This is a genomic window from Actinomadura physcomitrii (genome assembly GCF_008923205.2).
GTDB lineage: Bacteria > Actinomycetota > Actinomycetes > Streptosporangiales > Streptosporangiaceae > Spirillospora > Spirillospora physcomitrii.
The window spans coordinates 36,507-63,263 of sequence record NZ_WBMS02000031.1 but is presented as its reverse complement, the minus strand read 5'-3'; the positions used below and the strand labels follow the sequence as shown (position 1 = coordinate 63,263).

Below are 26,757 nucleotides of genomic sequence, written 5' to 3'. Positions count from 1 at the left end.
ACGATCGCCCGTCGGCTGGTCCCAGGCAGCGGCCGGATATTCTGGCGTCAGGTGCGGTAGGGCGCGGAGGTGGGGACGACGGCGGCGCGCAGGAGTACGGCGGAGGTGCGTTCAGCAGTGCTGGCCGCGGCTCGTGAGGTCTTCGCTGAGCGCGGGTACGCCAGTGCGCGCACCCGGGAGATCGCACGCCGCGCGCAGGCGACCGAGAAGATGGTGTTCCGGCACTTCCCGAGCAAGGTCGCGTTGTTTCGCGAGGCGGTCTTCGAGCCGTTTTCCAAGGTCGCCGAGTCCTATTTGGACGAATTCGAAAACCGGGCGCGGCTCGGGCTCGGAGCGGAGACCCTGGCACGCGACTACGTGGTCTGCCTCTACGAGTTCTTGCGGGACAACCGGTTGAACATCCTCAGCCTGCTCGCGGCGTACGCGCACGATCCACAGGTGCTCGGGTCCGGCGTGGACGGTCCGCTGGAGCGACTGATCGACGAGCTCGTGCGGGCCGTCGAAGTGGGGGTGGCGGAGCAGGGACGCGACGCGGCGGACGCACGGCAGATCGTGCGGCTGACCTTCGGCATGGTGCTGTCGGCCGCCGTGACGAATCCGCTGCTGCTCGGCCCGGACGAGGGCGCGGAGGACGCGCTGGTCGACGAGATCGTGCGCTACGTCATCGCCGGTGTGCTGCGGCGGGATCCGCTCGACTGCGGGATCCCGCCGCGGGTTCACGACCCGTCCGCGGTGATCTCGGCGACCAGCGCGCCGACCTCGTAGTCGGTCTCGGGCTCGGCGATCCAGTGCACGGTGCCCGCCGACGGCGCCGGTATCTCCTGCTCCACCTTGTCGGTGTCCAGGACGTACAGCGGGGCTTCTGCCTCGACCCGCCCGCCTTCCGGGACCAGGAACTCCACCAGGTGCCCTTCCTGCATGGACATCCCCAGCTTGGGAATCCTGACCTCGACCTTGCTCATGAAGCGACCTTCCGGATGGCGGTTTCGACATCCCCGATCTGGTACAGATAAGCCTTTTCCAGCGTGGGAGAGAAGGGGACCGGCGTGTTCGCCGAGGTGACGCGGATAACAGGGGAGTGCAGTTCTCCGCCCAGTTCTTCGCCAATCCGCGCGGAGACTTCAGCGCCCACACCGAACTGACCGACGGCTTCGTGCACAATCACGGCGCGCCGGGTCTTGGCGACGGATTCCAGTACCGTGCGACTGTCCAAAGGGGACACTGTGCGCAAGTCCACCACTTCGACCGAGATCCCGTCGCCCGCCAACTGTTCCGCGAGCGCGAGTACCTGCCCGACCGGACGGCCGTAAGTGATCACCGAGACGTCGGTGCCCGCACGGGCGACGTGCGCCTTGCGCAGCGGGATGCGCAGGCCGGGCTCGGGTGCCGGACCCTTGTCCCAGTACATCTGGTTGTTCTCGACGAACACGCAGGGATCGTCGTCGAACACGCAGGACAGCAGCAGGCCCTTGGCTTCGGCCGGAGAGGACGGGACCACGACGGTCAGCCCCGGGACGTGCGCGAGCCAGGCTTCGAGCATGTCCGAGTGCTGTCCGCCGAACCCGCCGCCGGCACCGGTCGCGGTGCGGACGGTCAGCGGCACGTGGGTCTGGCCGCCGGACATGAACCGGAGTTTCGCGGCGTGGTTGACCAGCTGGTCCATCGCCACGGTCACGAAGTTCATCAGCATGATCTCCGCGACCGGCCGCAGCCCCGCGATGGCCGCCCCGACCGCGGAGCCCACGATGGCCTGTTCGGAGATCGGCGTGGTGCGGACCCGGGAGGTGCCGTACTTCGTGGACAGTCCGCTGGTGACCTTGAAGGTGCCGCCTCCTTCGCGGTCGCCGATGTCCTCGCCGAGCAGGATGACGGACTCGTCGGCGGCCATCGCCTCGTCGAGCGCCTGATTGCACGCCTGCTGAAGGCTGATCCGGCTCTGGGGGCTCATGCCACGACCTCCTCTCGGTACACGTCCCGGCGCAATTCGTCGACGCCGGGCAAGGCACTGGCTTTGGCGAAGGCCGCCGCGGAGTCGACCGCGGCCTGTTCTTCGTTCTCCAGGGCGGTCAGCTCCTCTTCGGTGCTGATTCCCGCGCGCAGCAATTCCTTTCGGAGCGCAGGCACCGGATCCGCCGCCTGCGCGGCGACGAACTCGTCGGCGTCCATGTATGCGCCCGCGTCGCCGAAGTAATGGCCCATGAACCGGTACGTCATCGCTTCGAGCAAGGTCGGACCCTCGCCCGCCCGCGCGCGGGCGACGGCCTGTGATGCCGCTTCCGCCATTTCGCCCGCGTTGTTGCCGTCGACCGTCACCCCGGGGATTCCGTACGAGGCGGCACGTTGCGCGATCCGCTCGACCGTGGTGCCGTCGGAGTACCGGGTGGACTCGGCGTAGCGATTGTTCTGGCACAGGAAGACCACCGGAAGCCTCCACAGTGCTGCCATGTTGAGCGCTTCGTGGAAGGCGCCGATGTTGCTCGCACCGTCGCCGAAGCACACGACGGTGACCCGGTCCTGGCCGCGGACCTGCGCCGCCAGTCCGAGGCCGACCGCGATCGGCAGCCCGCTGCCGACGACACCGGTGGTCACCATGACGCCGGTCTCCGGCTGGGTGACGTGCATCGGGCCGCCTTTGCCCTTGCACGTGCCGTCGACGCGTCCGAACAGTTCGGCGAACAGCGGCTCCAGCGGGATGCCCTTCGCGATCTGGTCGTGGATTCCCCGGTAGGTCGTGACGAGGTAGTCCTCGGCGCGCAGCCGGCTCATCATCCCCGCCGCCACGACCTCCTGCCCGCGGGGGGAGTAATAGGAGACGGCCAGTTCGCCGGAGGTCAGCAGGCCGCGGAGTTTCTCGTCCGCCCGGTTGATCCGCACTGCCGTGCGGTAGATGCCGAGCAGGCCCGCTTCGTCAGTCAAGGTTCTCAGCTCCGATCGAGGATTTCGCGTCGGTTCTCGAGGCTGCGTCGGCTACGTCGGCGGCGTGGTGCGCGGCGATCCAGCCGAAGGCGAAGGACGCGCCGATGCTCGCCCCGGCGCCCGGGTAGTGCCTGCCCATCACCGAGGCGGTGCCGTTTCCGGTGGCATACAGGCCGTCGATGGGGGCGCCGGCGTCGGTGAGCACCCTGGCGTGCTCATCGGTGAGCAGCCCGCCCGAGGTCCCGACGTCACCCGGGTAGAGGGCGACCGCGTAGAACGGGGGCTTTTCCACGGGGCCGACGCACGGGTTGGGACGCACCGTGGGATCGCCGTAGTAGCGGTCGTAGGCCCGTTCGCCCTTGTGGAACTCCGGGTCTTCGCCACGTGCGGCCGACTTGTTGAAGCGGTCCACCGTCGCACGCAGCCGCGAGGGCTCGATCCCGCACAGCCGGGCCAGTTCCTCAATGGTGTCGGCGCGCTTGAGGTATCCGCTCTCCAGCCACTTCTTCGGGGTCACTCCGCCTGGCGTCGTGCCCCAGAGGTAGCGTTTGCGGTTGCGGGAGTCGGTGATCCACCAGCTCGGCACGGCGGATATCCCTTGTGCGTGCCGTTCGTACATGTGCCGGCCGACTTCCATGTAGGACGCGGCTTCGTTGCAGAAGCGTTCGCCCTGCCCATCCACCATGATCGCGTACGGCTTTGACCGTTCGTAGACGGCGAACATCGGTTTCCCGCCGGGCGGGATGGAGGAGGGGATCCACCAAGCCTCGTCCATCATGTCGACCGCCGCGCCGTGGCGCATGGCCGTTTCGATGACTTCACCGGAGTCGCCCGGGTTGGCGGAGGTCCACGCCGTCGATGCGGGCCGGCGGCCATAGCGTTCGCGCATTTCCGCGTTGTGCGCGAATCCGCCTGCCGCCAGCAGCACCCCGCGCCGGGCCCGGATCCGCAGCTTCCGGTCGTTGTGGCCGACGATCGCGCCGATCACGCGACCGCCCTCGGTGACCAGATCCTCCAGCGGGCTGTCCGTCCACACGGGAACGTCCCGGCGGGCCAGCGCCGCCAGCATGTAGCCCTGCAGGGCCACGCCCGAGCCGCGGAGCCGCTTTCCCCGCGCCTTCGCCGCGACGAGCCTGCCCGCGATGCCGGCGACCGTCCGCAGGCTGCGCAGTGTGCGCGGCGCCATCGAGAGCGACGCGACATCCCCGGTGTGCGCCGGAATCGGGGGCATGTCGTCGGTGATCCTCAGCCTGCTCTCCCACGGGCCGAGGGTGGCCGTGTCGAACAGCTCCGTCTCCAGCGAGCGGCCGCGGGCCTTTCCGCCGGGCCGGTCGTCGTAGTAGTCGGAGTAGCCCTCGCAGTGCCGGAAGGGAACCCCGGCCTCGCCGAGGAACTCGACCATCGGTTCGACCGTGTCGAGGAAGGCCTCCCGGCGCGCCTCGCTGGTGGCCGGGCCTTCGTCGCCCACCACGGCCGCGAAGTACCTCCTGGCGTCCTCGCGGCCGTCCGGCACGCCCGCGCGGCGGCTGACCGGATTGTCGGGCAGCCAGAGCACGCCGCCGGACATCGCGGTCGAGCCGCCGATCTTCGCGGTCTTCTCGACGATCAGCGCCTGCATGCCCCGGTCGTGCGCGACCAGGCCGGCGCACAGCGCTCCGCCGCCGCTGCCGACCACGAGCAGGTCGGTGACGACGTCCCAGTTCCGTTCGTCGGTCATGAGGACACCGGCTCCATCGTGTAGTACCGGCGGAGGACCCGGTGGAAGTTGGAGATCGCGATCTCCTGGACGGGGCTCGGCCGGGCGCCCTCGAAACCGCGGGACTTCATGCCCTGCTGGACGGCGGCGAGGTTGTCGAAGTCCTGTTCGAGGATCTTGCCCCACTGGTCGTGGTCCTGCCAGTCCGCGTAGTACTCGCGGTTCAGCTTCGGTTCCGCGCCGGGGGCGTAGCGGACCAGGGACCAGATGTCGAAGATGCACGAGTCGGGATCGGCGCCGTTCGGCCGCGCCCGGTACCAGAGCGCGCCGTCGGGGTACGGGAGCACGATCAGGTTAGGGAAGATGTGCCAGTCCTGCCCGGCGCGCATGAGGTTCTCGATCGTCAGCCGCGGCCAGCCGGCGCCCTCCTTCTCGGCCGCCTCGGCCGCGAAGCGCATCATCGTGCCGAGTACCGCCGCGGGGTCCGAGCCGTCGTCGAGGTCGACCATCAATCGGCGGGCCGCGTCCAGGTCGCGGGGCGTCCAGATCGCCTTGAGCTGTTCCTCCATCAGCTCGACAAACTTGATCAAGCCGGGCCGCAGGTCGTCCGGGAACGGCAGGCCCAGCCGCCGGGACGGTGCGCCGAGCGGCCAGTTGCCCTCGGCGGCGGTGAACGTCGCGTGGATGCCGTGCGCGGTGCTGACGGTCATGTCGTCGTTGTTGCGCAGCAGCTGCGGGTGCGTGGTCTGCACGTGGTAGCCCTCGTTGAAGGCCTCCAGCGCCGTCTTCCAGTTGCAGGGCAGGACGACGGTCTTGTACCACCGGTGCCGGAACTTCCCGAACTCGAACGCGTCGAAGACCTCCGGGACCGGCGCGAGGTACTCGCGCAGCGGCCGGGCGTCGGGATCTATGTTGATGAAGACGAAACCGCCCCAGGTGTCGACGAGGGGCTGCTTGAGCCGCAACCGGTCCCGGTCGACCCGGCCGTCCCAGTCCTGCTCGTCGACGATCTCGCGGACGGACCCGTCGAGGTTCCACCGCCAGCCGTGGTAGCGGCAGTACAGGTGGCCGGCGGTGCCGCAGCCTTCGGTCAGCCGCCTGCCGCGATGCTGGCAGGCGTTGTAGTAGGCGCGGATGGAGCCGTCGCCCAGCCGCAGCACGATGATCGACTCGTCGGCGACGTCGAACGTCAGGTAGTCGCCGGTGCCGGGGATCTCCTCCTCCCGGCAGGCGACCTGCCATACCCGGGGCCAGAGGCGCTCCTTCTCCCACTGCACATAGGCGGGGTCGATGTAGGCGTCCTTGGGCACGAAGTCGTCGCGTACCTCGTCGTCGATCCCGCGCGGCCGCGTTGTCGTTGAAGCTTCCGTGGTGGTCACCCTGCCTTCCGCCCAGCTGGGCGATCGATCTCGAAGACAGTAGTCACTGTCTTCCTGGCCGGGACGGGCGTCAAGAGAAACAGTGCATTCCTCTAGCCCTTTTGGCGAGCTCTGGCAGGGCCGCGGAGCGTCATCGGCCCGGCGCATCGTGCGGGCGGATCGGTTGACAGGGTCGATGATGTAGCTATAAGAACTGAATGATTTATATTTACTGGCCGGTGCCTCGGATATGAGCCGCCCTCGAGGCGGGACGGCACGACCAAGGTCGGCCGCGGTGTCTCGCGGCGGACTCACCGAAAGGTGTCGGCGCGGTAGAACAAACGGGAGCGGGTGCGGGCGTGAGCAGTGGGCAGCCGGAAGACCTGGGACTCGGCCAGATCGTCGAAAGGATCATGACCGCGTTCGCGGACCGGCCGGCGGTCGCGGAACGCGCCACCGAACTCGTCCGCGACCCCGCGTCCGGCCGCCGGAGCGCACGCCTGCTCCCGGAGTTCACCACCCGGACCTATGGCCGGCTGTGGGACCAGGCCAGGGCGGTCGCGACGGCGTGGGCGGCGCAAGGAGTGGGCTCCGGCGACCTGGTCGCCGTGCTCGGTTTCATCAGCGCCGACTACGTGACGGTCAACTTGGCCACCACCTACCTCGGGGCCGTCTCGGTGCCGCTGCAGGCGAACGGGACCGTCGCCCAGTTGAGCGGGATCATCGAGGAGACGAAGCCCCGGCTGATCGCGACGACCCCGGAGTACCTGAACAAGGCCGCCGAACTGGCGCTCGCCGTGGAGCCGCGACCCGCGATCGTCGTCCTCGACTACCACCCGGACATCGACGACGAGCGCGAGACGTTCGAGGCGGCCGGCCGGACGCTGCGCGAGGCGGGATCGGCCATCGACCATTTGGCGGCGCTCGAGGCACAGGGCAGCGCGCTGCCCGCCGCGCCGCTGTTCGTGCCCGAACCCGGCACGGATCCGCTCACCTTGCTGATCTACACCTCGGGCAGCACCGGCGCCCCGAAAGGGGCGATGTACACCGAGAGCATGGTGCGTAGATACTGGGGAGGCCGTGTCCCTCAACTGGCCAGCGGCGATGCACCGGTCACGGTCAGCTACATGCCGATGGGCCACATGTTCGGCCAGACGATCATATGGGGCACCTTCCGCCGCGGCGGGGTCACCCACTTCACCGCGCGGTCCGATCTGTCGGCCCTGTTCGAGGACTTCGCGCTGGCCCGGCCGACCGAGCTGCACGCGGTGCCCCGCGTCTTCGACATGCTCTACCAGCTGTACCAGAGCGAGCTGACCAGACGGCGCGACGAGTTCGGCGATCCCGGACGGCTGGACGCGGCCGTGCAGCAGTACATCCGCGACTCCGTCCTCGGCGGACGTGTCGGGCAGGTGATCGTCGGCAGCGCCCCGACGTCGGCGGAGACGCGCGCGTTCGTGGAGTCCTTCCTGGGCAGGAAGATCGGCGAAGGCTACGGCACGACCGAGACCGGCAACATCATGCGCAGCGGCAAGGTGCAGCGCCCGCCGGTGCTCGAGTACAAGCTCGTCGACGTGCCGGAACTCGGGTATTTCGGCACCGACCGGCCGTACCCGCGCGGTGAGTTGCTGGTGAAGACGGAGAACATCTTCCCCGGTTACTACCGGCGCCCCGAACTCACCGCCTCGGTGTTCGACGAGGACGGATTCTACCGGACCGGCGACATCATGGCCCAGGTGGGCGTGGACGAGCTGGTCTACGTCGACCGCCGCAACAACGTGCAGAAGCTCTCGCAGGGCGAGTTCGTCGCCATCTCGAAGGTCGAGGGGGTGTTCAGCGCCGATCCGGCGATCCGGCAGTGCTACGTGTACGGCAACAGCGCCCGGCCGTACCTGCTCGCGGTGATCGTTCCGTCGGAGATGGCGCTGCGCGAGGCCGGCGGCACGGAGGCGCTGCGGACGAGCCTTGCCGAGGCACTGCAACGAACCGCGAACCAGGCCGGTCTGGAGTCGTACGAGATACCGCGCGACTTCCTGATCGAGGAGGAAGCCTTCAGCGCGGCCAACGGGCTGCTGTCCGATGTCGGGAAGCTGCTGCGGCCTCGGCTGCGCGAACGGTATGGCGAGCGGCTCGAGCGGCTCTACGCCACGCTAGCCCAGGATGAGGCCGACGAGCTGCGGCGGTTGCGGGCCGGCGGCCCCGGCCAGCCGGTGTACGAGACCATCTCCAGGGCCGCCCGGGCTCTGCTCGGCTGTGCGGACTCCGACCTGAGTCCGGAGGCGCGTTTCACCGAGCTCGGCGGGGACTCTATGTCCGCGCTGTCGTTCTCCACCTTGCTGCAGGACATCTTCGGTGTCGAGGTGCCCGTCGGCGTTGTGATCAGCCCCGCCAACGACCTGCGCGCGGTCGCCGATCACGTGGAGGGCATGCGGGCCGGGGAGGGACGGCAGCCGACCTTCGCCTCCGTGCACGGCGCCGGCGCGACCGAGGTCCGCTCGAGCGACCTGCGCCTGGACGGGTTCATCGACGCCGCGACCCTCGACGAGGCCGCCCGGCTGCCCGCTCCGGACCACGCCGCCCCGGAGACGGTGCTGCTGACCGGCGCGACCGGGTACCTCGGCCGTTTCATGTGCCTGGAGTGGCTCGAACGGCTCGCCGAGACCGGCGGCAGGCTCGTGTGCGTAGTGCGCGCGACCGACGACGGCGCGGCGCGCGAGAGGCTCGACGACGCCTTCGACACCGGCGACGAGGACCTGCTGCGGCACTACCGGGAACTCGCCGCGGACCACCTCGACGTGCTCGCCGGCGACCTCGGCGAACCCCGGCTCGGGCTGAGTGAGGCGGACTGGGCGCGGCTGGCCGACGAGGTCGACGCGATCATGCATCCCGGCGCGCTGGTCAACCACGTGCTGCCGTACGACCAGCTGTTCGGCCCCAACGTGGTGGGCACCGCCGAGCTGATCAAGCTGGCGATCACCGGGCGCATCAAGCCGTTCACCTACGTCTCGACCATCGCCGCGGGCAGCCAGGCTGCGGGCGGCCGGTTCGACGAGGCGACGGACATCCGGGAGTCGAGCCCCGTACGCCGGAACCATGGCGCTTACGCCAACGGCTACGGGACGAGCAAGTGGGCGGCCGAGGTCCTGCTGCGCGAGGCCCACGACGCCGTCGGGCTCCCGGTGGCGGTGTTCCGGTCGGACATGATCCTGGCCCACAGCCGGTACCGCGGCCAGATCAACGTGCCGGACGTGTTCACACGTCTGCTCTTCAGCCTGCTCGTCACCGGGATCGCGCCGACGTCCTTCTACCGGACGGACGGCGAGGACCGGCCGCGGGCGCACTACGACGAGCTGCCCGCTGACTTCAGCGCGGAGGCCGTCAACGCGATCGGCGGCGGACGCACCGCGGGCTACCGGACCTACCACCTCATCAACCCGCATGACGACGGCATCTCGCTCGACACGTACGTCGACTGGCTCGTGGAGGCGGGCCACGACATCCAACGCCTCGACCACGGCGTGTGGCTGAAGCGGTTCGAGGCGGCCATGCGGGGCCTGCCGGAGAAGCAGCGGCAGCAGTCCCTGCTGCCGCTGCTGAAGGCCTACGAACGGCCGCTGGAACCGGTCAACGAGGGCATCGCGCCGGCGCAGCACTTCCAGGCCGCCGTGCGCGAGACCGGGGTCGCCGGCGGCCGGGTCGTGCCGCACGTGACACGGGAGCTGATTCTCAAGTACGTCACCGACCTCCGCGCGCTCGGCCTGCTCTGACCGCCGGAACCACCCCGACTGCGAAAGGAAGAACGAGCACTCCAGGAAACAGCGAGTGGACCCCGTATAAAGCTGTTGAACTCTCCGACCTCGAATGACTCTGAAAATGGGCGTTCTTGAGAGGAGTCCGCCCGAACGGTGCAGGAGGTCCGAGACGAGCCGAAGGTCGACGCACGCGAGGTCGTTGGTGCGAATCCACTCCCCTGGCCGGACCAGAGCCTTCGGGGAGCGCACTTCGAGCACCCCTACCTGGCCGGGCGCGAGTTCGGCGCCGGCGGCCGGATCCACGACCCGGAGGGCGACCCCGTCGCGGGCCCGCCCGACGCTGCCCCGCTTCGCCTTGGCCCACTGCCGGTGGTCCTCCAGGGTCCAGCCGGCCACGGAGCCGCCGAACTCGGTCGCGCCGTAGTTCACCAGAACCGGGATGCCGAACCGGCTCTCGAACTCGTCCTGCAGCGACACCGGCACGGGTGCCGAGCCGGTGGGCCACGACTTGATGCTGGCGAGGTCGGCCGGGTCGACGGAGGAGTCCAGCAGCGACCGCATGGCCGCCGGCGGCAGTCCCGCCACCTCGGGGCGGTGCTCACGCACGAGCGCGGCCCAGGCGTGCACCTCGAGCCGTTCAAGCAACGCGATGGGCCGCCCCGTCGTCATCGCGCGCAGAATCGTCATCAAGCCGGTGATGGTCACGCTGGACAGGGCGTTGATGACCACCTGGGACGAGGTCCCCGGCCGTGGCCGCGGCATGGTCTCCCAGGGCAGCGGGATCAGCTTCGGCGGTCCGGTCGTCCCGCTGGTCGGCACGACGACCGCGGTGCCCGGCGGCACGTCCTCGGCCGGCTCCGGTCGAACCGGGTCCGCGCTACCCGGTTCCAGCCGGGCGGTGAGGGCCCCGTCGTCTCCGGCCGCGAGCGCCACGAGCCAGGGGCCCGCGACCACACGCAGCTCGGGGGAGCAGTCCTCGGTATCGGCGACGACGGCCGCGGCACCGCACCGCGCGACCAGAGCCGCGATCGCCCCCGGGGGCTGGAGCGGTGACACCAGCACCGTCGCGACCCCCAGGTCGAGCAACCCCAGCATCGCCGCCACCCCGGACGACCGGTTGCGCAGGACCAACGCGACGGGTCCCGGCGGACAGTCCGCCAGCAGGCCGGTGAGCAGCTCACCCAGTTCGCGTACCTGGCGCCACGTCGACCAGACGCCGTTCAGGTGCACAGCGCCTTCGCACCCTGCAGAGCATCCACGCGATCCTCAAGCGCTCGATCCGGCAGGCGCAGGCGCGGGACCGGGTGACACGGAACGTCGCCGAGCTGGTCACCACACCCAAGGGAAGACCGGGCGGCCGAGCAAGGCGCTCACACTCCCCCAGGCCATGGCCGTCCTCGAGGTGTCAATGGCCGTCTTGGAACGGTTCTGATCCACTTGTTGTGAACCGGTCACCTACAGTCGCCGACGCTCAGCCGGCGTGAAGGATCTGGAGGCGCAGGAGTTCGAAGGACGCGCGCCCATAGCCGTCCCTTTTGATCCGCTTGATCCGATTGACGTTGCCTTCCACGCGGCCGGAGTTCCAGTGCACGCTCAATCCCGCCGTCACCGCGTCGAAATCTTGGCGGATGCCGTTGACCAGGCCTTTCAGGGGGCGGGAAGCCGGTGGCCTCGGCCTGTTCGAGCCAGGCAGCCGGCTTCCGTCCAGGTCGGCCATTCATCTGCGCGAAGGCGGCCACGCAGGCAGCGACGGTGTCCAGTTCGGGGCAGCGTGCCAGCAGCTTCTTCAACCGGAGGGTGGCGTTCTCGTCCATGTGGTCGGGGTGGCTGGTGATCAGGTGGGTGGCGCGGCGGACGCTGAGCTGCTTGGTGACCTTTGGGGCCGGCTTCCCACTGGCGCGCACGGCCTGCAGATGACGGCGGACGGTGCGCTGGCTGCCGGTGTAGCCGCGTTCGCGGATCTCGGTGAACAGCCGGGCGGCGTCGGTGCAGCCCTGTTTCCTCCGTTCATGCAGGTAGGGCAGGAACGGGTCGACGCGAGTGCCGCGTCGTCCGCCGCGGGCGGGTGCCAAGTCCTCAGGCGCGACAGCGTGGGCGTAGCGCCGCACGGTCTTGCGGTCCAGGCCGAGCGCTTCGGCGATCGCGGAGATCCCTGCGCCTTTGCCCAGCAGCTCGTGCACAGCCGCGTGCCGTTCGCGCCGCTTGGCGACCCGCACACCTTCCCACTCGGCGTGAGCAGCCGCCGCGGCGCCCTGGCTCTGCGGAACCGACGTCGCCTGCTGCGCCTGGTCCGGGCCGGTAGGGTCGGGCAGGCAGGCACGGTGGAGCACGATGCACTTCTCCACCGCCTCGCACACGTTTCTCCAGACGTGGAAGCGGTCTGCCACCTGCACGGCGTCCGGCGCAGCGGTCCGCACGGCCTCCGCATACGCCCCGCCACTGTCGCGGCACACCAGCTCGGCGCCAGGATGCTCACGCAGCCACGCCGCCCGGGCAGATGGCCTCGGCCGTGGTCGTCCGGGTGGAGATCATCACGGCCAGTCCGTCCGCCGTGACCTGCTCGACGGCCAGGAACTCAAGGTGGACAGAGAAGGGAGAGAGCGCCTCACAGTCACACGCTCCAGGATCCTTGGTTCGAGCAACGCTGCGTGGTCATTCACGACAAGTGGATCAGAACCGCTTTCCACGGCCGCCCTCATGCGTCCGAGACCAATCGTGCCCAGTATTCTGGGTCACGTTGTGGCGTCTGGGCCCCGCCTCGACCCCTGCTACCAGTCTGTGGGCTGGACCTCTCACTCGCCGTCGTCGTACTGGGACACGAACACCAAGGACGGGCTCATCGGCGAGACAGCCGGCGAGCCACGTGCGCTGATCGGCCGCCCCACCACACCCGTTGCCGACTACGTGGCGAGATCGTCAAGTCGCCCGGACAGCCACCCGGCGAAGTGGCTATCTTTCTACAGCTGATCTAATCCGCACCCCGCCGTCCGCTTCAAATCCTCAGAGCCGCTCGAGAATTGTGGCGTTGGCCAGGCCGCCACCTTCGCACATCGTCTGGAGGCCGAAGCGGCCGCCGGTGCGCTCGAGGTTGTAGAGCATCGTGGTCATCAGGCGACCGCCGGAGGCGCCCAGCGGGTGTCCCAGCGCGATGGCGCCGCCGAGTGGGTTGACCTTCGCCTGGTCGACCGGGTTCTCCTTCAGCCATGCGAGCACGACCGACGCGAACGCCTCGTTGACCTCGAAGTGATCAATGTCGCCCGGGGTGAGACCGGCCTTCTTCAGCACCTTCTCGGTCGCCGGGATGGGGCCCGTCAGCATCATGATCGGGTCGACGCCGGCGAGCGCGAACGAGTGGAACCGGGCCCGCGGGCGCAGGCCCAGCTGCTCGGCACGCTCGCGCGACATGATCAGCATCGCGGACGCGCCATCGCTGATCTGCGAGCTGTTGCCCGCGGTGATGGAACCCTCCGGCGTGAACGAAGGCTTGAGGTTTCCGAGCTTCTCGGCGGTGGTGCCGGGGCGGATGCCCTCGTCCGCGGACAGCGTGCTGCCGTCCTCGACCAGTTCCCGGGTCTCCTTGTCGATCCGCTTGGCCCTCAGCGGCAGGATCTCGTCGGAGAACAGTCCCTGCTTGGTCGCCTCTGCGGCGCGCTGCTGGCTGCGGGCACCGAACTCGTCAAGATCCCTGCGGGACAGGCCCCACTTCTGGGCGATCAGCTCGGCCGAGAGGCCCTGGTTGATCCGGCCACGCTGGCCGAAGTTCTCCCGGTCGGAATACCGCGCGTCGACCAGCGGGCCGAACGGCTGGCCGTAAGCCGGGTCCGACACCTGCGCGCGCATCGGGATCTGGGTCATGTTCTCCACACCACAAGCGATCGCGATGTCGTAGGCGCCCGAGATCACGCCCTGCGCGGCGAAGTGCGCCGACTGCTGCGACGAACCGCACTGCCGGTCGATCGTGGTCGCCGGGACGCTCTCCGGCCAGCCCGCGGCCAGCACCGCGGAACGGCCGATGTTCAGCGCCTGCGAACCGACCTGGTTGACACAGCCCGCGATCACGTCGTCGACGAGCGCGGGGTCGATGCCGGTCCGCTTGACCAGCTCGGTCAGGGTGGCCGCGAGCAGGTCGGCCGGGTGCCAGCCCGACAGCGACCCGTGGCGCTTACCGGTCGCGGTGCGCACCGCCTCGACGATGACAGCTTCGGTCACGGACTTGTCCTCTCGTGGGGATCTGAACTTGGATTACCCCGCAGGTCGTCGGGCAGGAAAGAGTCGGGCACCGAGATCGCCATGAACATGATCTCCGCGGCGGTGTATTCCCGGGAGTGGACGTCGCGAGCGTGGGCGGCGGCGACCTCCACCATCTCTTCCTCGGTGCGCCCGTACAACAGCTCGGTGCATGGGCAACTCAGTCTGTAGGCCACGAATGTGCCTCCATTCAGTGCGCCAGTTGAAGGCTGTCGGCCGGATAGGTGATCGCGCCACTGTCGGAGAGCTGCTGGACCTCGGCGACGGTGTAGCCGAGCATGTCCGTCATGATCTCGGCGGTGTGCTCCCCGATGTGGGGTGCGCGCCGGGAGATGGCACCCGCGTCGGCGTTGTCGTCGAATCGCACGATCCAGCCGCGCTGGAGCTCCGGGTCATGCCCTTCGCGCTCAACCGTCTGGAAGTAGCCGATGTCTTGGAAGTAGCCGTCGTCGCGCAGTTCGAACCCGCGCATCACGGGTGCTGCCGCGATCCCCAGGCGTTGCAGCTCCCCGGCAGCCTCCGCCCGCGGGCGCGTGCGGCTCCAACGGTCCACGGCCTCGATGAGCGCGTCGTCATCGACTGTGTCCTGCGCACCGACGGCTTTGGCCAGCTCGGCACGGTCGGCCTCATCGGTGAGAGAGACGGCGAGCCAGTTGTCCTCGCCGGCACACGCGGTCGCCCACTCGAGACTGTCGTAGCCGCGGTTGCACTGCGGGATGGGGTCCGCGCCGCCGAGCGAGGAGTTGAGGACGGCCTCCGGCAGCAGCGCCGTCACGATCTCGCGCTGGGAGATGTCGATCCAGCGCGCCTCACCGGCAGCGCGGGCGGCCCTGATGCCCAGCACGATCAGCGCCGGCCCGAGGATGGAGGCGGTCTGGTCCGGGTAGTTGACCTGCTGGCTCGACCACAGTGGGTGGGCTTCGTCGTACCCGGTGACCGACATCGAGCCCCCGAGCGCGTCCAGCGGGCTGCCGAAAGAGCCGTACCGCGAATCGGGGCCGGTGGTGCCCTGGCTCGCGACGGAGACGAGCACGATGTCCGGTTTGATCTTCACCAGCTCGTCGAACCCTAGACCGAGGCGGGCGAGAACCCCTTGCCGGTAGTTCTCCACGACGACGTCGCATTCGGCGATCAGCCGCTTCGCGACCGCGAGACCTTCGGGGTTTTTCAGGTCCACCCCGAATGCCTTCTTGTTCCGGTTCACCGTGCGGAAGCCGCTGCCGTCGAGGTCGCCCTCCGTGGTGTTCGGTTGGTACCAGCCGCGGAACAGGTCCGGCTTGGTCGCGGACTCGATCTTGATGATTTCCGCGCCGAAGTCGGCCAGCACCTGCGTGCACCCGGCTCCGGCGGTGACGATGCTGAGATCGAAGACTCTCACCCCGTCGAGGATCGGCGTGTTCATGCCACCTGTCCTTCCTGCGGCTGGGGCGCGGGTGCAGCCACCCAGCGCCAGGGGGCGCCGGGCAGTTTGGCCGGGCCGAACCCGGGCGTTTCGACGTCATCGAAGAAGCCACGAGACAAGTACTGCCTGTCGGCGAAGAGGTCGCTGATCGACGCCACGTACCCGGTGGTCATCCGGTGCGCCTGGGTGAGGTGGTAGAGGTCGACCTTGTTGTGCCGGAGCGTGAACTCGGTGAGGACGGCGACGAGCTCGTCCCGGTTCTCCTGGCGGAGGGGCTGGGTGGAGAAGCGCTCGTCGTCGAGGCGGGGGTCCTGGACCACTTTCCGGACGACGTCCCAGTCATGCGGAAGGTAGAAGAAGGCGAAAAAGCCGTCGCGGCACGGGAGAATCAGAGGCGGGTCTTGCCGCCAGCCACGGACTGCGATCTTGCCTTCCTGTGCATAGGTCTGCGCGGTCTTCCACTCCATGTGCGCGACGGTCTCGATGACGGAAGTGCTGAACGATGATCCCCGCCCGGCGTTGTCCTTGCGGAACAGGCCGAGGGAGATGCCGGCGAGCAGTGCCAGCCCGGTGGAGTACTGCGCGGGGTAGCCGCCGATGCGGATCGGTTCCGCATCGGGCTCGCCGATCATGTTCATGAGGCCGCCCAGTGCCTGTGCCTGCAGCTCGCCGCCCGCCCACTGCGCGTAGGGCCCGACGTCGCCGAAGGTCGTCACCCGGCCGACGACCGCGGTCGGCGCGAGGCGGCGGACGTCGGCGGGACTGAGCGCGCGTTCCTCCCACTCCCGAAGGGTTCCGGACATGATGACCACATCGGCACCGGCGAGCAGCTCTTCGATGCTCGCGCGTCCGGCCGGCTGGTCGAAGTCGGCGCGCACTATCCGCTTGCCCTCGGTGAGGGCGGTGTAGGTGGCGGAGACGTCGCTGCCCGGCAGCCGCGGCGGCATGCTGCGAAGACGGGATCTCCGAGTGGGCTCGACGGCCGTCACGCCGGCGCCCAACTGCTGGAGCAGCCTGCCGCAGTAGGAGCCCGCCAAGCTCTCGCCGAGCTCGACCACCCTGATCGACGGCTCGAGTAGTGCCTTCATCGTGGGAGCCACGTTGTTCCTTTCGTGGGGATGAGGTGCACGCAGATCAGGTGCCTTGGCCGGACGAGCGCCCGCCGGCGGCGAAGTCGCCCATCGAGAACCCGCTGACTTCCTGACGGTTCGCACGGATCCCCTGAAACGTCGAGCGGCCGAGTTCCATCGCGTCGTCCCAGGACGCGTTGACCATGCTGCGGAACCCCTTCTTGGCCCAGTCGAGCAAGATGTCGTCGAACTGGGAGATGTGCTCGGCCATCTCGGCCGCACGGGGGATGAGCTCGTCATCGGGCACGACCTCGTTGACCATGCCCATCCGGTACGCCGTCTGCGCGTCCACGCGTTTGGCGAGAAACACGATCTCCGCGGCGTGCTTGGGCAGGATCCGCTGAAGCATCGCCGGAGCCGCCGGCTGCGGGAACTCGCCATACCCGATCTCCGGCGTGCCGATGTACGCCGATTCGGCGGCGATGGCGAGTTCGCAGTTGTTGACGAACGTCGACCCGCCGCCGAGAGCGAAACCATTGACCGCGGCGATGAAGACCGCGGGATGGCGGCGCAACTGCTCGTGGACCTCGAACCACAGATCCACCCTCCCGCTGGGACGGCGGCCGGTGGGCGTCTCACCCCGCATCTCGTGCACCTCGACGATGTCCATGCCCGCGGTGAACGCGTTCCCGGCCCCGGTGAGCACGATGACGCGCTTGTCCAGCAGCTCCTCGTAGACCTCCACGAGGCGACGCTGCATCGCGGTGTTGAACGCGTTGCGCTTCTCCGGCCGGTTGAAGGTGACGAGAGCCCAGTGGCCCTTGTCTTCGACCAGGATGGTCGACTCGTCGGTGGTCACGTCCGTCATTGATCCTCCGTGAGGTGTGTCCGCAGCTAGGGGTGTGATCCGACAGATCAGGCGAACGACCACACGGGCCTGGACGCGCCCATGCCTTCGACCCCGCGGTCCCAGTACAAGACGTTGTCTGTCAGTTCGACCGGCATCGCGGCCCGGCGCGACGGCCCGGCGTTGGGATCCCAGTACACCCGCTCGCCGACCCGCTCCCGCACCGGCAGCTTCATCCACTCCGACGCCTCCACGCGCGGCGCCTCGATGAGCATCGTTGCGGTCCTCGCCAGCGACAGCCGGCTCGTCGAGCCTGCCCCGGTCGTCAGACGCCTGGTCAGACCGCGGATCGCAGAGGCGGCCATGTGATAGCCGGCACCCACGTCCAGCGCCGATGCGACGAGATGCCGGGGAATGGACGCGTCGACCAGTTCACCCATCTGATCGAGCGGCAGCCTGCGCTCCGGATCGGCCAGAGCCCATGCCTGGGTCTCGTCGCACATGCCCGAGCCCCACTGGGTGATCGTGTCGAATCCGCGCCGCATCTTCCACGGCCCTTCCCACCCGTACGCACGAAGCGCGACCTCGACCAGATTGGGCTTGATGCGACGGCGCTCTTCCTCGCTGATGATCTCGTCGATCCCACCGGGCCGATAGCCGTGGACCAGGACGTCGGCGTCGGCGAGCAGGCGCCGGAACTGGGCAAGTCCCTCCGCGCTCTTGAGGTCCAGCAACGCCAACCGCTTGCCGAGCCAGAGCAGGGAACCACCGCCATAGGGCGTCTTCGCTTCGTCTGACCCGGGAGCGTCGAGCCGCAACACCTCGGCGCCGCACGCGGCGAGGAAGCGGGTCGCCGTCGGCCCGGCCACGACGCGAGTGAGGTCGAGAACCTTGATGCCGGCCAGAGGACGACCAGGCAGCGGACGCCACGAAGTGGTCACGTCGCTCGGGTGGACGGTCACGCCGACAATGGGCTCCTTCGCCACGGCGCGACCCGCTGGGTGCTGGCGCCATTCGTCGACGGAGCGGTTGACCGCGGCCGCGACGCCTCGGCTGACCAGGTACTCAACGATCTCGTCCGAGTTGTGCTTCTCCACGACGGCGGCCATGGCGTCGTGGTCCTCACCCACCTCGAGCGCCTCAATGAGGCGGCGGCGTTGAGTGACGTAATAGCCGGACTGCACGCGCAGCAGCCTGCCGTCGGCGGTGCGGAACGGGCGGAAGTTGTGCGCGCTGCGCTTCTCCGCGGCAAGGGGAACAGCGGGCCCCATCATGTAGTACCAGGATGCCGACATGCGACGGTCGACGCGAACGGTCGGCGCGGCAGCACCTGACTCGCCCAACAGCTCGCGCAGCGCCGCCCCGATGGTCGCGAACGACGCCGCAGCGAGGTCCGTGATGGCGTAGGGCGACTGCAGCTCACCCTCGCCGCTGATGTGCACATCGTCCAGGTAGGACGGATTCCCGCCCAGTGTGGACCACACGTCATCAAGGTAGGTGCGCGCCATCGGCCACTCTGCCTGCGTCATCTCGCTCCCGAGGACTCAATTGTCTGTCGGCTTACGTCTGACATACTATTGAGCGCGAGCTGCTGCTGCAAGCACGAGTAGTCTCGTGAGTCATCGCCGGCCGAGAGGAAGTTGATGGGTACCGCAGGCAAGGTCGCGATCGTGGGGATCGGTAACACGACCCAAGGCACTTTGCCGGGCCGATCCCCGGAGCAGCTCGCCATCCAGTCGATCTCCGCGGCACTCCAGGACGCTCAGCTCGCCAGGGAGCAGATCGACGGGCTGATCACCGGCAAGTCCGCCACCGGGCACAACACCGAGGGCGAGCTGGCGCCGCTGTTCGGTGTCAGCCCGCAGTTCACCTCGACGCTGGACTACGGGACCGCCCTGTTCTCGCTCCATTACGCCGCACAGGTCATCCTCAGCGGCACGGCCGACACGGTGTGCCTCGCGTACGGGTCGAACTCTCGTTCCGCCAAAGGGCCGCGAGGCTTCAACAGCAGCTTTTCCAGCTTGGCCGGGGTCGCGGGCTACATGCACATCGCGGGCCCCATGGCGATGGCCCTACAGCGCTACAAGCACACCTACGGTGTCACCGACGAGCAGTTCGGCATGATCGCGGTGTCGGCGCGGGAATGGGCGCAGCGCAATCCACTCGCGATCTTCCGTGACCCGATGAGCCTGGACGACTACCTCGCGCGGCCCTACATGATCGAGCCGATGCGCCGGGAGGATGTGACGATGATCTCCGACGGCGGCGCCGCGGTCATCCTGACATCGGCGGAACGTGCCGCGGACTTCCCCACCAAGCCCGTCTACCTGCACGCCATCGCACAGGACAGTGAGATGCGTGGCGACTTCTACGCGGACGACTACCTGCTCCGGCCGTATCTCAGGCGAGCGGCCGACCGGTTGTGGTCAGGTTGCGGATTCTCGCGAAAGGACATGGACCTGCTCTACTTCCAGGACCCGACAGCGCTGACGACGCTGCAGATGATCGAAGCCTACGGCTTCGCGCCGCCTGGAGAAGGGGCCGCGTGGGTCGCGGAAGGACACACCCTTCCCGGTGGTGACCTTCCGGTGAACACCAACGGTGGTCAGCTTTCGGAGGCTTACATGTGGGGCTGGCTCCACCTCATCGAAGCGGTCCGGCAACTGCGCGGCACCGCCGGAAACGACCGTCAGGTGCCGGGTGTGGAAACGGCGCTGTTCGGCGCCTCACACTCCTTCCACAAGGGCGGCGCGGCGATTCTAGGAGTGAACCAGTGAGCGTCCACTACTCGAACCAGATCACACCGGACCTGGACAACCCACTGATCCTGCCGTTCTGGGAAGCCTGCCAACGCCACGAGTTGGTGGCCCAGCACTGTCCGTCCTGCGACACGCTGCGCTTCCCGCCCCTTTCGATCTGCGCGAACTGCTGGTCGGAAAACCAGGCATGGACACGGATCGAGCCGTTCGCCACCCTGTGGAGCTTCGTCATCTACCGGCGAGCCATGAACCCCGCCTTCGCCGACGAGATTCCCTACGCGATCGGCCGCGTGAAGACCGACGCCGGACCGGTCTTCGAAACCCGCCTCGCGATCCCGCTGGACGAGATCGAGATCGGAATGCCCCTGGTCGCGTCCTTCAGAGATGTCAACGCGGACTTCAGCCTTCTGCAGTTCGAGAAACGGTAGGACTTGCGCAGTCACGTGCGTCCGGAGGATTCGGCCGTTTCAAGGTCATCGTCGACGATGCCGGCGACGGACCGTTCAGCCCGGGCGTCAGGTAGCGCGCGCAGGCTTGAGCTGTTCTTCTAGAGCTTCGAGCGCTGGGAGCAGTTCGTTGTCCATCCGTGGATGCATTCGAGCCGGACCGCACGCAGGCCGGGGGTCGGGCAGGCGGCTGAACAGGCCGAGCTCGTCCAGTTCGCGCACGACCCGGGACAGCATGGCCGGGCTGCTTGCCGTACTTCCCTTGCTCACGCTGGTACCTGCCACCCGGGGCAGCTGGTAACCGAGAGCGACCTCGGACGCACCACATCCGCGTGCCGACGCCGTTTCGGACGCGTTGCGGGAGTTCGAGACACTCCAGCATCGTCCGACACAGATGACCTTTCAGAACCGGCCGGGCAGACCGGCGGCCTTCTGCTCGTGTTCGTCGACGACGCGCAGCACCGACGCTCGGGCCGCCTCGATGTGCCGCCGTGACGCTTTCTCCGCCTTGCGCGGTTGACGAGCACGTATCGCGGCTACCACGGACTCCATCTCCGCCGTCGCTGCTCTCGCGCGCTCGTGTGACGCGGCGGAGAGCCCCCGAAGCTGCTGGATGCGCGCGTAAAGCGGTTCCATCAGCCGCGAGAAATGCGGGTTGCCGACCACCTCCAGGACGAGACGGTCCGCGTCGAGGTTCCTTCGCCACGCCTCAGGCCATGCCTCGGGCGCGACCTCGGTCCCAGAGGGCCGTTTACCGAAGACCAACTCCGCATAGCGCTCGATTTCCTCGTCGGTAGCCCGGACCGTGAACAGCCGCACCGCCGTCGGCTCAATAGCTTCGCGCACCTCGTAGATGTGCTCGATCGCTTCCCGGTCGAGTGCCGGGATGATGAGGCCACGGCCCGGAGCCGGCTCCACCAGCCCTAGCGCCTGCAGGTGGCGCAGCGCCTCACGCACGGAGGTCCGGCTCACTCCGGTGCGCTCCATCATCTCGCGCTCGGTCAGCTTCTGCCCGGCTACCAGCGCGCCCGAGGTGATGGCCTCCCGCACCTTTGTCACGACAAGCTCGGTCACGGACGCATCCGGCTTCGGGATGCGCAGGGAGACGTCGTCCGCCATGGGACCCCCGTTTCTCTTCGCCGACGCTCGGCGAGCGTCATCATCCTAGCGTTGTGTTTTTGGCAGACGTACGACCAAGCCGTCCAAGTCGGGTGACATCACGATCTGACAGGACAAGCGGCTGCACTCGGTGGGCTCTTCGCTGGTGAGATCCAGCATGTCCACCTCCTCTTGTTCCTGCCCCGGAAGGCGGTCGAGCCATTCCGGCTCGACGAAGACGTGGCACGTAGCGCAGGTGAGCTCACCGCCGCACTCACCGATGATGCCGGGGACCATGTTGGCGGTGGCCGCCTTCATCACGGACTGGCCATTGTCGACGGAGAGAGTGCGGACCTCGCCGTTCGGGTAGTGCAAGGTCACTTTGGGCACGTCCGTACCCCTTTCCGGGTTGCAAGATGTCGACGTCATTTACGGAGCGCGGCGAATCCGCGTTGTATCTCGGCTATGCGCTCCTGAGCGATGGACTCCGAGTGCAGGTTCGTCGGAGCCAGGAAGTGCCCGGCTTCGATGGCGTCCCAGCCGACGGTGGCGACCTCCTCCGGCGACTGAGCCACCGGGTACACCGTCTCGGCAGCGGCGGGGTCCTGTTCCAGGTACGCCAGGACGCCACGCGTCGTCGTCCACCCGGGCGCGAGCAGCGTCACCGAGACGCCCGTGCCCTTGAGCTGGGTGCGCAGCACGTCCGCCAAGCCGAGCAGCGCGTGCTTGGCGACCGTGTAGGCGCCGAGCACCTGGTCCGGCGGCAGGCCGAGGGAGTGCTCAGAGCCCGTGATCACCACGTGCGCCTGGCCTGTCTTTTCCGCGCTTTCCCGCAGCCGGGGAAGGAAGGTGCGCACGGTGCGAAAGGTGCCCACGACGTTGACGTCGAGCACCCTAGCGACGTCCTCCAACGCGACGTCGATCAGGGCGCCGGGCGCTCCGACTCCGACGTTGGCGATGACCGTCGTCAGGTCATCGGGCTTCGCGAGGATCTCCTCGGCGGCGGCGGCGAACGCCTCCTGATCCGTGACGTCCAGCACGTACGCGTCGGCTCGGCTGCCGACGGCTTCGACAGCCTTGATCGTGCCTGCCGCGTCGTCGCGGTCCAGGACGACGATGGACGCGCCGCGGGCCGCACCTTCCACTGCGAGCGCGCGTCCGATGCCGTTCGCGCCGCCTGTGACGACGACCGTTCCGTCGATGGCCATACTCGTTCGGTCCCTCTCGATTCTGTGTGTTTGAGGCGGGTCAGCTGCCGCTGATCACTTCGACCGGAATCTCGGCGATCGCGTTGATGAAGTTGGAGTAGCCGCGCTTGGGTTCGCCCGCCATGCGCAGGCGAATGTTGCGTTTGGCCATCTCCTCGAACAGGATCTGCACCTGCAGCCGGGCGACCGGGGCACCCAGGCACCGGTGCGGCCCGGCCCCGAAGGTGAGCGAACCGGCTTCGTTGCGCCACGGGTCGAACGTGTGCGGGTCGGTGAACGTCTCCGGATCCCGGTTGGCCGCCGTGAAGAACATCGCGAGCTGATCACCCTTGCGGATCTTCTGCCCCGCCACCTCGGTCTCCACCGCGGCGACCCGCACGAAATGGATGACCGGGCTGATATAGCGCAGGAACTCGTCCACCACCAGGCCGGAACCGACCTCGTCCAGCGCCGCCCAGGTCTTCCGCTCGATCTCCGGGTCCTCCAGCATCAACCACATCGACCGCCCGATGGTGGTGTGCGTCGTCTCGAAACCCGCATTCATGATCAGCTGGTGGAGGAACAAGGCTTCCTTGAGAGTCACCTCGCCGGCGTCGAACCCCTGCGTGATCACCGTCGACATGTCCTGGCCGGGATGCTCGCGCTTGAGCGGCATCAGCGTGGTTTCGACGTAGTCGAACAACTCTTGGAAGACCCTCGTCAAGTTCGCGACGACGTCTTGGCCGGCTTCACCCTGGGTGGCGGCGAACAGGTCGGTGGTGATGCGGACGATGAACGGCCGGTCCTCGAGAGGAACACCCAGGATGCGGGCGATGACGCGCGACGGGATGGCCGCGGCCACCGCGGGCACGTAGTCCAAAGGCCCCTTGGTCGCGACGAGCTCGTCCAGGGTCTCGGTGACGATCTCGCGAATCCACGGCTCGAACCCCGCCACCATCCGCGGCCCGAATCCCCGCGCGATGACCCGCCGGACACGCGCGTGACGAGCCCCGTCCATCGACATCAGGTTGTCGCCCATGAAGGTGTCCTCCATCGGCATCATCATCGGGTGGAGGAGTCCCAGCCCGCAGATGAAACGTTCCCCGTCGCCGTCGACCTCGCGGATGTCCTTGGTGCGGGTAAGGATCCACACGCCACCGTGCTCAGTGATCGGGCCCTCGACCGGAAACCAGAACAGACCTGGCTGGGACCGGATGTAGTCGAACAGATCGTGCGGGATCCCGTTCACGTACGCCGAGGCGTGCATCAGGTTGGGGAGGGCGACCTCGCGGTCCACGTTCGTGGTCATCTTCGAGCTCCTTCGCTCAGCCTGTGAGATGTGCGTCAGCCGGATGCGGGTCAGCTGCCGCTGATCACTTCGACCGGAATCTCGGCGATGGCGTTGATGAAGTTGTTGTAGCCGCGCTTGGGCTCGCCGGCCATGCGCAGGCGAATGTTGCGTTTGGCCATCTCCTCGAACAGGATCTGCACCTCCATGCGGGCGACCGGCGCACCGAGGCACCGGTGCGGGCCTGCTCCGAAGGTGAGCGAACCGGCTTCGTTGCGCCACGGGTTGAACGTGTGCGGGTCGGTGAACGTCTCCGGATCCCGGTTGGCCGCCGTGAAGAACATCGCGAGCTGATCACCCTTGCGGATCTTCTGCCCCGCCACCTCGGTCTCCTCCGCGGCGACCCGCAGGAACGCGATGACCGGGCTGATGTAGCGCAGGAACTCGTCCACCACCGGGCCGGAACCGACCTCGTCCAGCGCCGCCCAGGTCTTCCGCTCGATCTCCGGGTCCTCCAGCATCAACCACATCGACCGCCCGATGGTGGTGTGCGTCGTCTCGAAACCCGCATTCATGATCAGCTGGTGAAGGGACAGGCACTCGCGGAGGCTGATCTCGTCGGCGTCGTACCCCTGCGTGAGTACCGTCGACATGTCATCGGCGGGGTGCTCGCGCTTGAGCGGCATCAGCGTGGTCTCGACGTAGTCGTGCACCTGCTGGAAAACCCTCGTCACGTTCGCGGCTGCGTCGGCGGCGCCTTCACCCTGGGTGGCAGCGAACAGATCGTTCGTGATCCGGACGATGAACGGCTCGTCCTCGCGCGGAACACCGAGGATGCGGGCGATGACGCGACACGGGATGGCCGCGGCGACCGCGGGCACGTAGTCCAAAGGCCCCTTGGTCGCGACGAGCTCGTCCAGGGTCTCGGTGACGATCTCGCGAATCCACGGCTCGAACCCCGCCACCATCCGCGGCCCGAACCCCCGCGCGATGACCCTACGAACACGCGCGTGACGAGCCCCGTCCATCGTCATCAGCTGGTCGTCGAGCTTGGTGCCTTCGCGCCGCATCATCGTCGGGTGCGAGATCCCGTACCCACAGATGAAGCGGTCCCCGTCGCCCTCGACCTTGAGGATGTCCTTGGTGCGGGTAAGGATCCACACGCCGCCGTGCTCGGTGTTCTCCTCCACGGGGAGCCAGAACAGCCCCGGTTGGGACCGTATGTAGTCGAACAGGTCGTGCGGGATCCCGTCGACGAACGCCGAGGCATGCATCAGGTTGGGGACGACGAAATCGTTATCCACTGGTGCGGTCATCCTCTTCAGGCTCCTCGGCTCAAAATGGGATCAGACGGTGGCTACGCCGACGGCACTGCCGCGGTCGCCCGCAGTAGCGCCTTGAGCGGAACTCTCCGGTCGGCGAGGTCGGCCGCGGATGCCGCGACTCGCCGGGCTACGAGCGTCTTCGCCGCAGCGAAGTCGCGAGGGCTCGAAATCACGTCGGCTGCGCGCACCTCGCCCCCACGCAGGTAGAACACGGAAAAGGGCTCTCCGGAGCGCTCGTCGCCGCGCACGACGGCGTCGTCGCCCTGCTTGTAGACGCCGACGGTCTGCAACTTCACGTCGTACTGCTCGGACCAGAACCAGGGAACGGCGACATACGGCGCGGGGTTCCCGACGATCGAGGCAGCGACGGTGGCCGCGGTCTCCATCGCGTTCGGCAACGATTCGAGGCGGCGGAATCCGCCGTCCTGGGCGTCGGGATGACTCGTGCAGTCGCCGGCGGCATACACGTCCGGAACCGAAGTCTGACCGTACTCGTCGACGCGAATGCCATTCTCGGCCTCCAGGCCCGCCGCGATGCCAAGCTGCACCGACGGTAAGAGCCCGATGCTGGCGAAGACGAGGTCAGCCCGTATCGGCGCGTCATCTCCGAGGTGAATCGTCACGCGACCGTCCGGAGTGTCCTCGATGCGCTCGACCTTGGCTTCCAGGCGAAGGTCGACGCCCTCGGTGCGGTGAAGCCGGGCGAAGAACTCCGACACCGGAGGGGAGGTCACCCGTGACAGGAGCCGCGGGAGCCCCTCCAGGACGGTGACCGCGGCACCCATGCTCCGGGCCACGGACGCCACCTCAAGGCCCAGATATCCGCCGCCGATGACCGCGATGCTCGAGGTCGGGGTGATGACCGAGCGGAGCCGGTCGGCGTCGTTCAGCGTACGGAGGTAGAAGACATGTGCGGAGTCGGCGGCCCCCGGCACCAGGAGCGGCCGCGGTCGCCCGCCCGTGGCGAGGACGAGCTTCGAGTAGCTGAGCACGCGACCGTCGTCGAGCCTGACCTCGTGGCGAGCGGTGTCGATGCTCTTCACGCGCGTGTTTAGCTGCAGGTCGATGTCGTGCTCCGTATACGCACTCACTGGTCGCAGCAGCACCTCGTCATAGCCGGACGCGCCGGACAGATACCCCTTCGACAACGACGGCAGCTCGTACGGCGGGTGGACATCGGCGGAGAGGATCGTGATCTCACCGGCGAAGTCCGCCATCCGCAGCCGCGCAGCACACTCGGCCCCGGCGGCTCCACCACCGACGATGGTCACCCGCTCGCTCGATGAGCCGACCATCCCTCAACCCCTTTGTCAGACAGATTACGTCATACGCTATGCATCGCCGCGATGCGCGTCAAGCATCAAC

General features: G+C 68.1%; 23 protein-coding genes and 1 pseudogene. 4 read left to right on the top strand and 20 right to left on the bottom strand.

Annotated features, from left to right (window positions below):
- The first annotated feature begins 117 nt into the window (after nucleotides 1–117).
- On the top strand, nucleotides 118–765 hold the full coding sequence (locus tag F8568_RS31685; RefSeq protein WP_160573829.1) for a TetR/AcrR family transcriptional regulator: 648 nt from the start codon (nucleotides 118–120) through the stop codon (nucleotides 763–765).
- Here F8568_RS31685 and F8568_RS31680 read toward each other — a convergent pair.
- From F8568_RS31680 to F8568_RS31660, 5 genes are read right to left on the bottom strand one after another with little or no spacing between them, the layout of a single operon-like run.
- Nucleotides 717–962 carry a lipoyl domain-containing protein gene (locus tag F8568_RS31680; RefSeq protein ID WP_151597364.1) on the bottom strand — a complete coding sequence of 82 codons (246 nt, stop codon included), beginning with the start codon at nucleotides 960–962 and terminating at the stop codon, nucleotides 717–719. The two genes, F8568_RS31685 and F8568_RS31680, sit on opposite strands and share 49 nt — an antisense overlap.
- Nucleotides 959–1,948, bottom strand: coding sequence for an alpha-ketoacid dehydrogenase subunit beta (locus F8568_RS31675; protein ID WP_151597363.1), 990 nt, complete (start codon nucleotides 1,946–1,948; stop codon nucleotides 959–961). The genes F8568_RS31680 and F8568_RS31675 overlap by 4 nt, the downstream gene beginning before the upstream one ends.
- Nucleotides 1,945–2,916: a thiamine pyrophosphate-dependent dehydrogenase E1 component subunit alpha gene (locus tag F8568_RS31670; RefSeq protein WP_202125591.1), complete on the bottom strand. Its 972-nt coding sequence runs from the start codon at nucleotides 2,914–2,916 to the stop codon at nucleotides 1,945–1,947. Before F8568_RS31670 ends, F8568_RS31675 begins: the two co-directional genes overlap by 4 nt.
- Nucleotides 2,909–4,633: an FAD-binding protein gene (locus F8568_RS31665; protein WP_151597361.1), complete on the bottom strand. Its 1,725-nt coding sequence runs from the start codon at nucleotides 4,631–4,633 to the stop codon at nucleotides 2,909–2,911. The genes F8568_RS31670 and F8568_RS31665 overlap by 8 nt, the downstream gene beginning before the upstream one ends.
- Nucleotides 4,630–5,991: an aromatic ring-hydroxylating oxygenase subunit alpha gene (locus tag F8568_RS31660; protein ID WP_202125590.1), complete on the bottom strand. Its 1,362-nt coding sequence runs from the start codon at nucleotides 5,989–5,991 to the stop codon at nucleotides 4,630–4,632. Before F8568_RS31660 ends, F8568_RS31665 begins: the two co-directional genes overlap by 4 nt.
- 338 nt (nucleotides 5,992–6,329) lie before the next feature.
- Between F8568_RS31660 and car the strand changes: the two genes are divergently transcribed.
- The gene (gene car, locus F8568_RS31655; protein WP_202125589.1) at nucleotides 6,330–9,737 is read left to right on the top strand and encodes a carboxylic acid reductase; all 3,408 of its coding nucleotides are present in this window, start codon (nucleotides 6,330–6,332) and stop codon (nucleotides 9,735–9,737) included.
- Nucleotides 9,738–9,971: 234 nt separating this feature from the next.
- Here car and F8568_RS51195 read toward each other — a convergent pair.
- The 8 genes and pseudogenes from F8568_RS51195 to F8568_RS31615 form a co-directional block, all read right to left on the bottom strand.
- Nucleotides 9,972–10,952 (bottom strand): annotated as a pseudogene (locus F8568_RS51195) (AMP-binding protein); the annotation flags it as partial.
- Nucleotides 10,953–11,173: 221 nt separating this feature from the next.
- Nucleotides 11,174–12,175, bottom strand: a complete 1,002-nt coding sequence (locus F8568_RS51480) for a transposase (RefSeq protein ID WP_160573828.1) — start codon at nucleotides 12,173–12,175, stop codon at nucleotides 11,174–11,176.
- A 547-nt stretch (nucleotides 12,176–12,722) separates the two neighbouring features.
- Nucleotides 12,723–13,931: a thiolase family protein gene (locus tag F8568_RS31640; RefSeq protein WP_151597358.1), complete on the bottom strand. Its 1,209-nt coding sequence runs from the start codon at nucleotides 13,929–13,931 to the stop codon at nucleotides 12,723–12,725.
- Nucleotides 13,928–14,146, bottom strand: a complete 219-nt coding sequence (locus F8568_RS31635) for a hypothetical protein (protein ID WP_151597357.1) — start codon at nucleotides 14,144–14,146, stop codon at nucleotides 13,928–13,930. The genes F8568_RS31640 and F8568_RS31635 overlap by 4 nt, the downstream gene beginning before the upstream one ends.
- 14 nt (nucleotides 14,147–14,160) lie before the next feature.
- The gene (locus F8568_RS31630; RefSeq protein ID WP_151597356.1) at nucleotides 14,161–15,372 is read right to left on the bottom strand and encodes a CaiB/BaiF CoA transferase family protein; all 1,212 of its coding nucleotides are present in this window, start codon (nucleotides 15,370–15,372) and stop codon (nucleotides 14,161–14,163) included.
- Entirely contained in the window at nucleotides 15,369–16,472 is a 1,104-nt protein-coding gene (locus F8568_RS31625) for a CoA transferase (protein ID WP_151597355.1), read from the bottom strand. The genes F8568_RS31630 and F8568_RS31625 overlap by 4 nt, the downstream gene beginning before the upstream one ends.
- Before the next feature lie 34 nt (nucleotides 16,473–16,506).
- Nucleotides 16,507–17,310, bottom strand: coding sequence for an enoyl-CoA hydratase/isomerase family protein (locus F8568_RS31620; RefSeq protein WP_151597354.1), 804 nt, complete (start codon nucleotides 17,308–17,310; stop codon nucleotides 16,507–16,509).
- A gap of 47 nt (nucleotides 17,311–17,357) precedes the next feature.
- Nucleotides 17,358–18,818, bottom strand: coding sequence for a CoA transferase (locus tag F8568_RS31615; protein ID WP_151597353.1), 1,461 nt, complete (start codon nucleotides 18,816–18,818; stop codon nucleotides 17,358–17,360).
- Between the two features lie 114 nt (nucleotides 18,819–18,932).
- Here F8568_RS31615 and F8568_RS31610 point away from each other — a divergent pair, with 114 nt between their 5' ends.
- On the top strand, nucleotides 18,933–20,066 hold the full coding sequence (locus F8568_RS31610) for a thiolase family protein (protein WP_151597352.1): 1,134 nt from the start codon (nucleotides 18,933–18,935) through the stop codon (nucleotides 20,064–20,066).
- Entirely contained in the window at nucleotides 20,063–20,476 is a 414-nt protein-coding gene (locus tag F8568_RS49875; RefSeq protein WP_151597351.1) for a Zn-ribbon domain-containing OB-fold protein, read from the top strand. The genes F8568_RS31610 and F8568_RS49875 overlap by 4 nt, the downstream gene beginning before the upstream one ends.
- An 87-nt stretch (nucleotides 20,477–20,563) precedes the next feature.
- On the opposite strand, the gene F8568_RS31600 is transcribed toward F8568_RS49875, so the two are convergent.
- From F8568_RS31600 to F8568_RS31570, 7 genes are all read right to left on the bottom strand, one after another.
- Nucleotides 20,564–20,764, bottom strand: coding sequence for a hypothetical protein (locus F8568_RS31600; RefSeq protein ID WP_151597350.1), 201 nt, complete (start codon nucleotides 20,762–20,764; stop codon nucleotides 20,564–20,566).
- Between the two features lie 132 nt (nucleotides 20,765–20,896).
- Nucleotides 20,897–21,613 (bottom strand): GntR family transcriptional regulator, encoded by a 717-nt coding sequence (locus F8568_RS31595; protein WP_151597349.1) that lies wholly within the window; start codon nucleotides 21,611–21,613, stop codon nucleotides 20,897–20,899.
- Nucleotides 21,614–21,658: 45 nt separating this feature from the next.
- On the bottom strand, nucleotides 21,659–21,982 hold the full coding sequence (locus tag F8568_RS31590; RefSeq protein WP_151597348.1) for a 2Fe-2S iron-sulfur cluster-binding protein: 324 nt from the start codon (nucleotides 21,980–21,982) through the stop codon (nucleotides 21,659–21,661).
- A gap of 35 nt (nucleotides 21,983–22,017) precedes the next feature.
- Complete coding sequence (locus F8568_RS31585; RefSeq protein ID WP_151597347.1) at nucleotides 22,018–22,800, bottom strand: SDR family NAD(P)-dependent oxidoreductase; 783 nt, start codon at nucleotides 22,798–22,800, stop codon at nucleotides 22,018–22,020.
- Nucleotides 22,801–22,840: 40 nt separating this feature from the next.
- Nucleotides 22,841–24,088 carry a cytochrome P450 gene (locus F8568_RS31580; protein WP_151597346.1) on the bottom strand — a complete coding sequence of 416 codons (1,248 nt, stop codon included), beginning with the start codon at nucleotides 24,086–24,088 and terminating at the stop codon, nucleotides 22,841–22,843.
- A 50-nt stretch (nucleotides 24,089–24,138) separates the two neighbouring features.
- Entirely contained in the window at nucleotides 24,139–25,383 is a 1,245-nt protein-coding gene (locus F8568_RS31575) for a cytochrome P450 (RefSeq protein WP_151597345.1), read from the bottom strand.
- 41 nt (nucleotides 25,384–25,424) lie between these two features.
- Complete coding sequence (locus tag F8568_RS31570) at nucleotides 25,425–26,687, bottom strand: NAD(P)/FAD-dependent oxidoreductase (protein WP_151597344.1); 1,263 nt, start codon at nucleotides 26,685–26,687, stop codon at nucleotides 25,425–25,427.
- Between the last annotated feature and the right edge of the window lie 70 nt (nucleotides 26,688–26,757).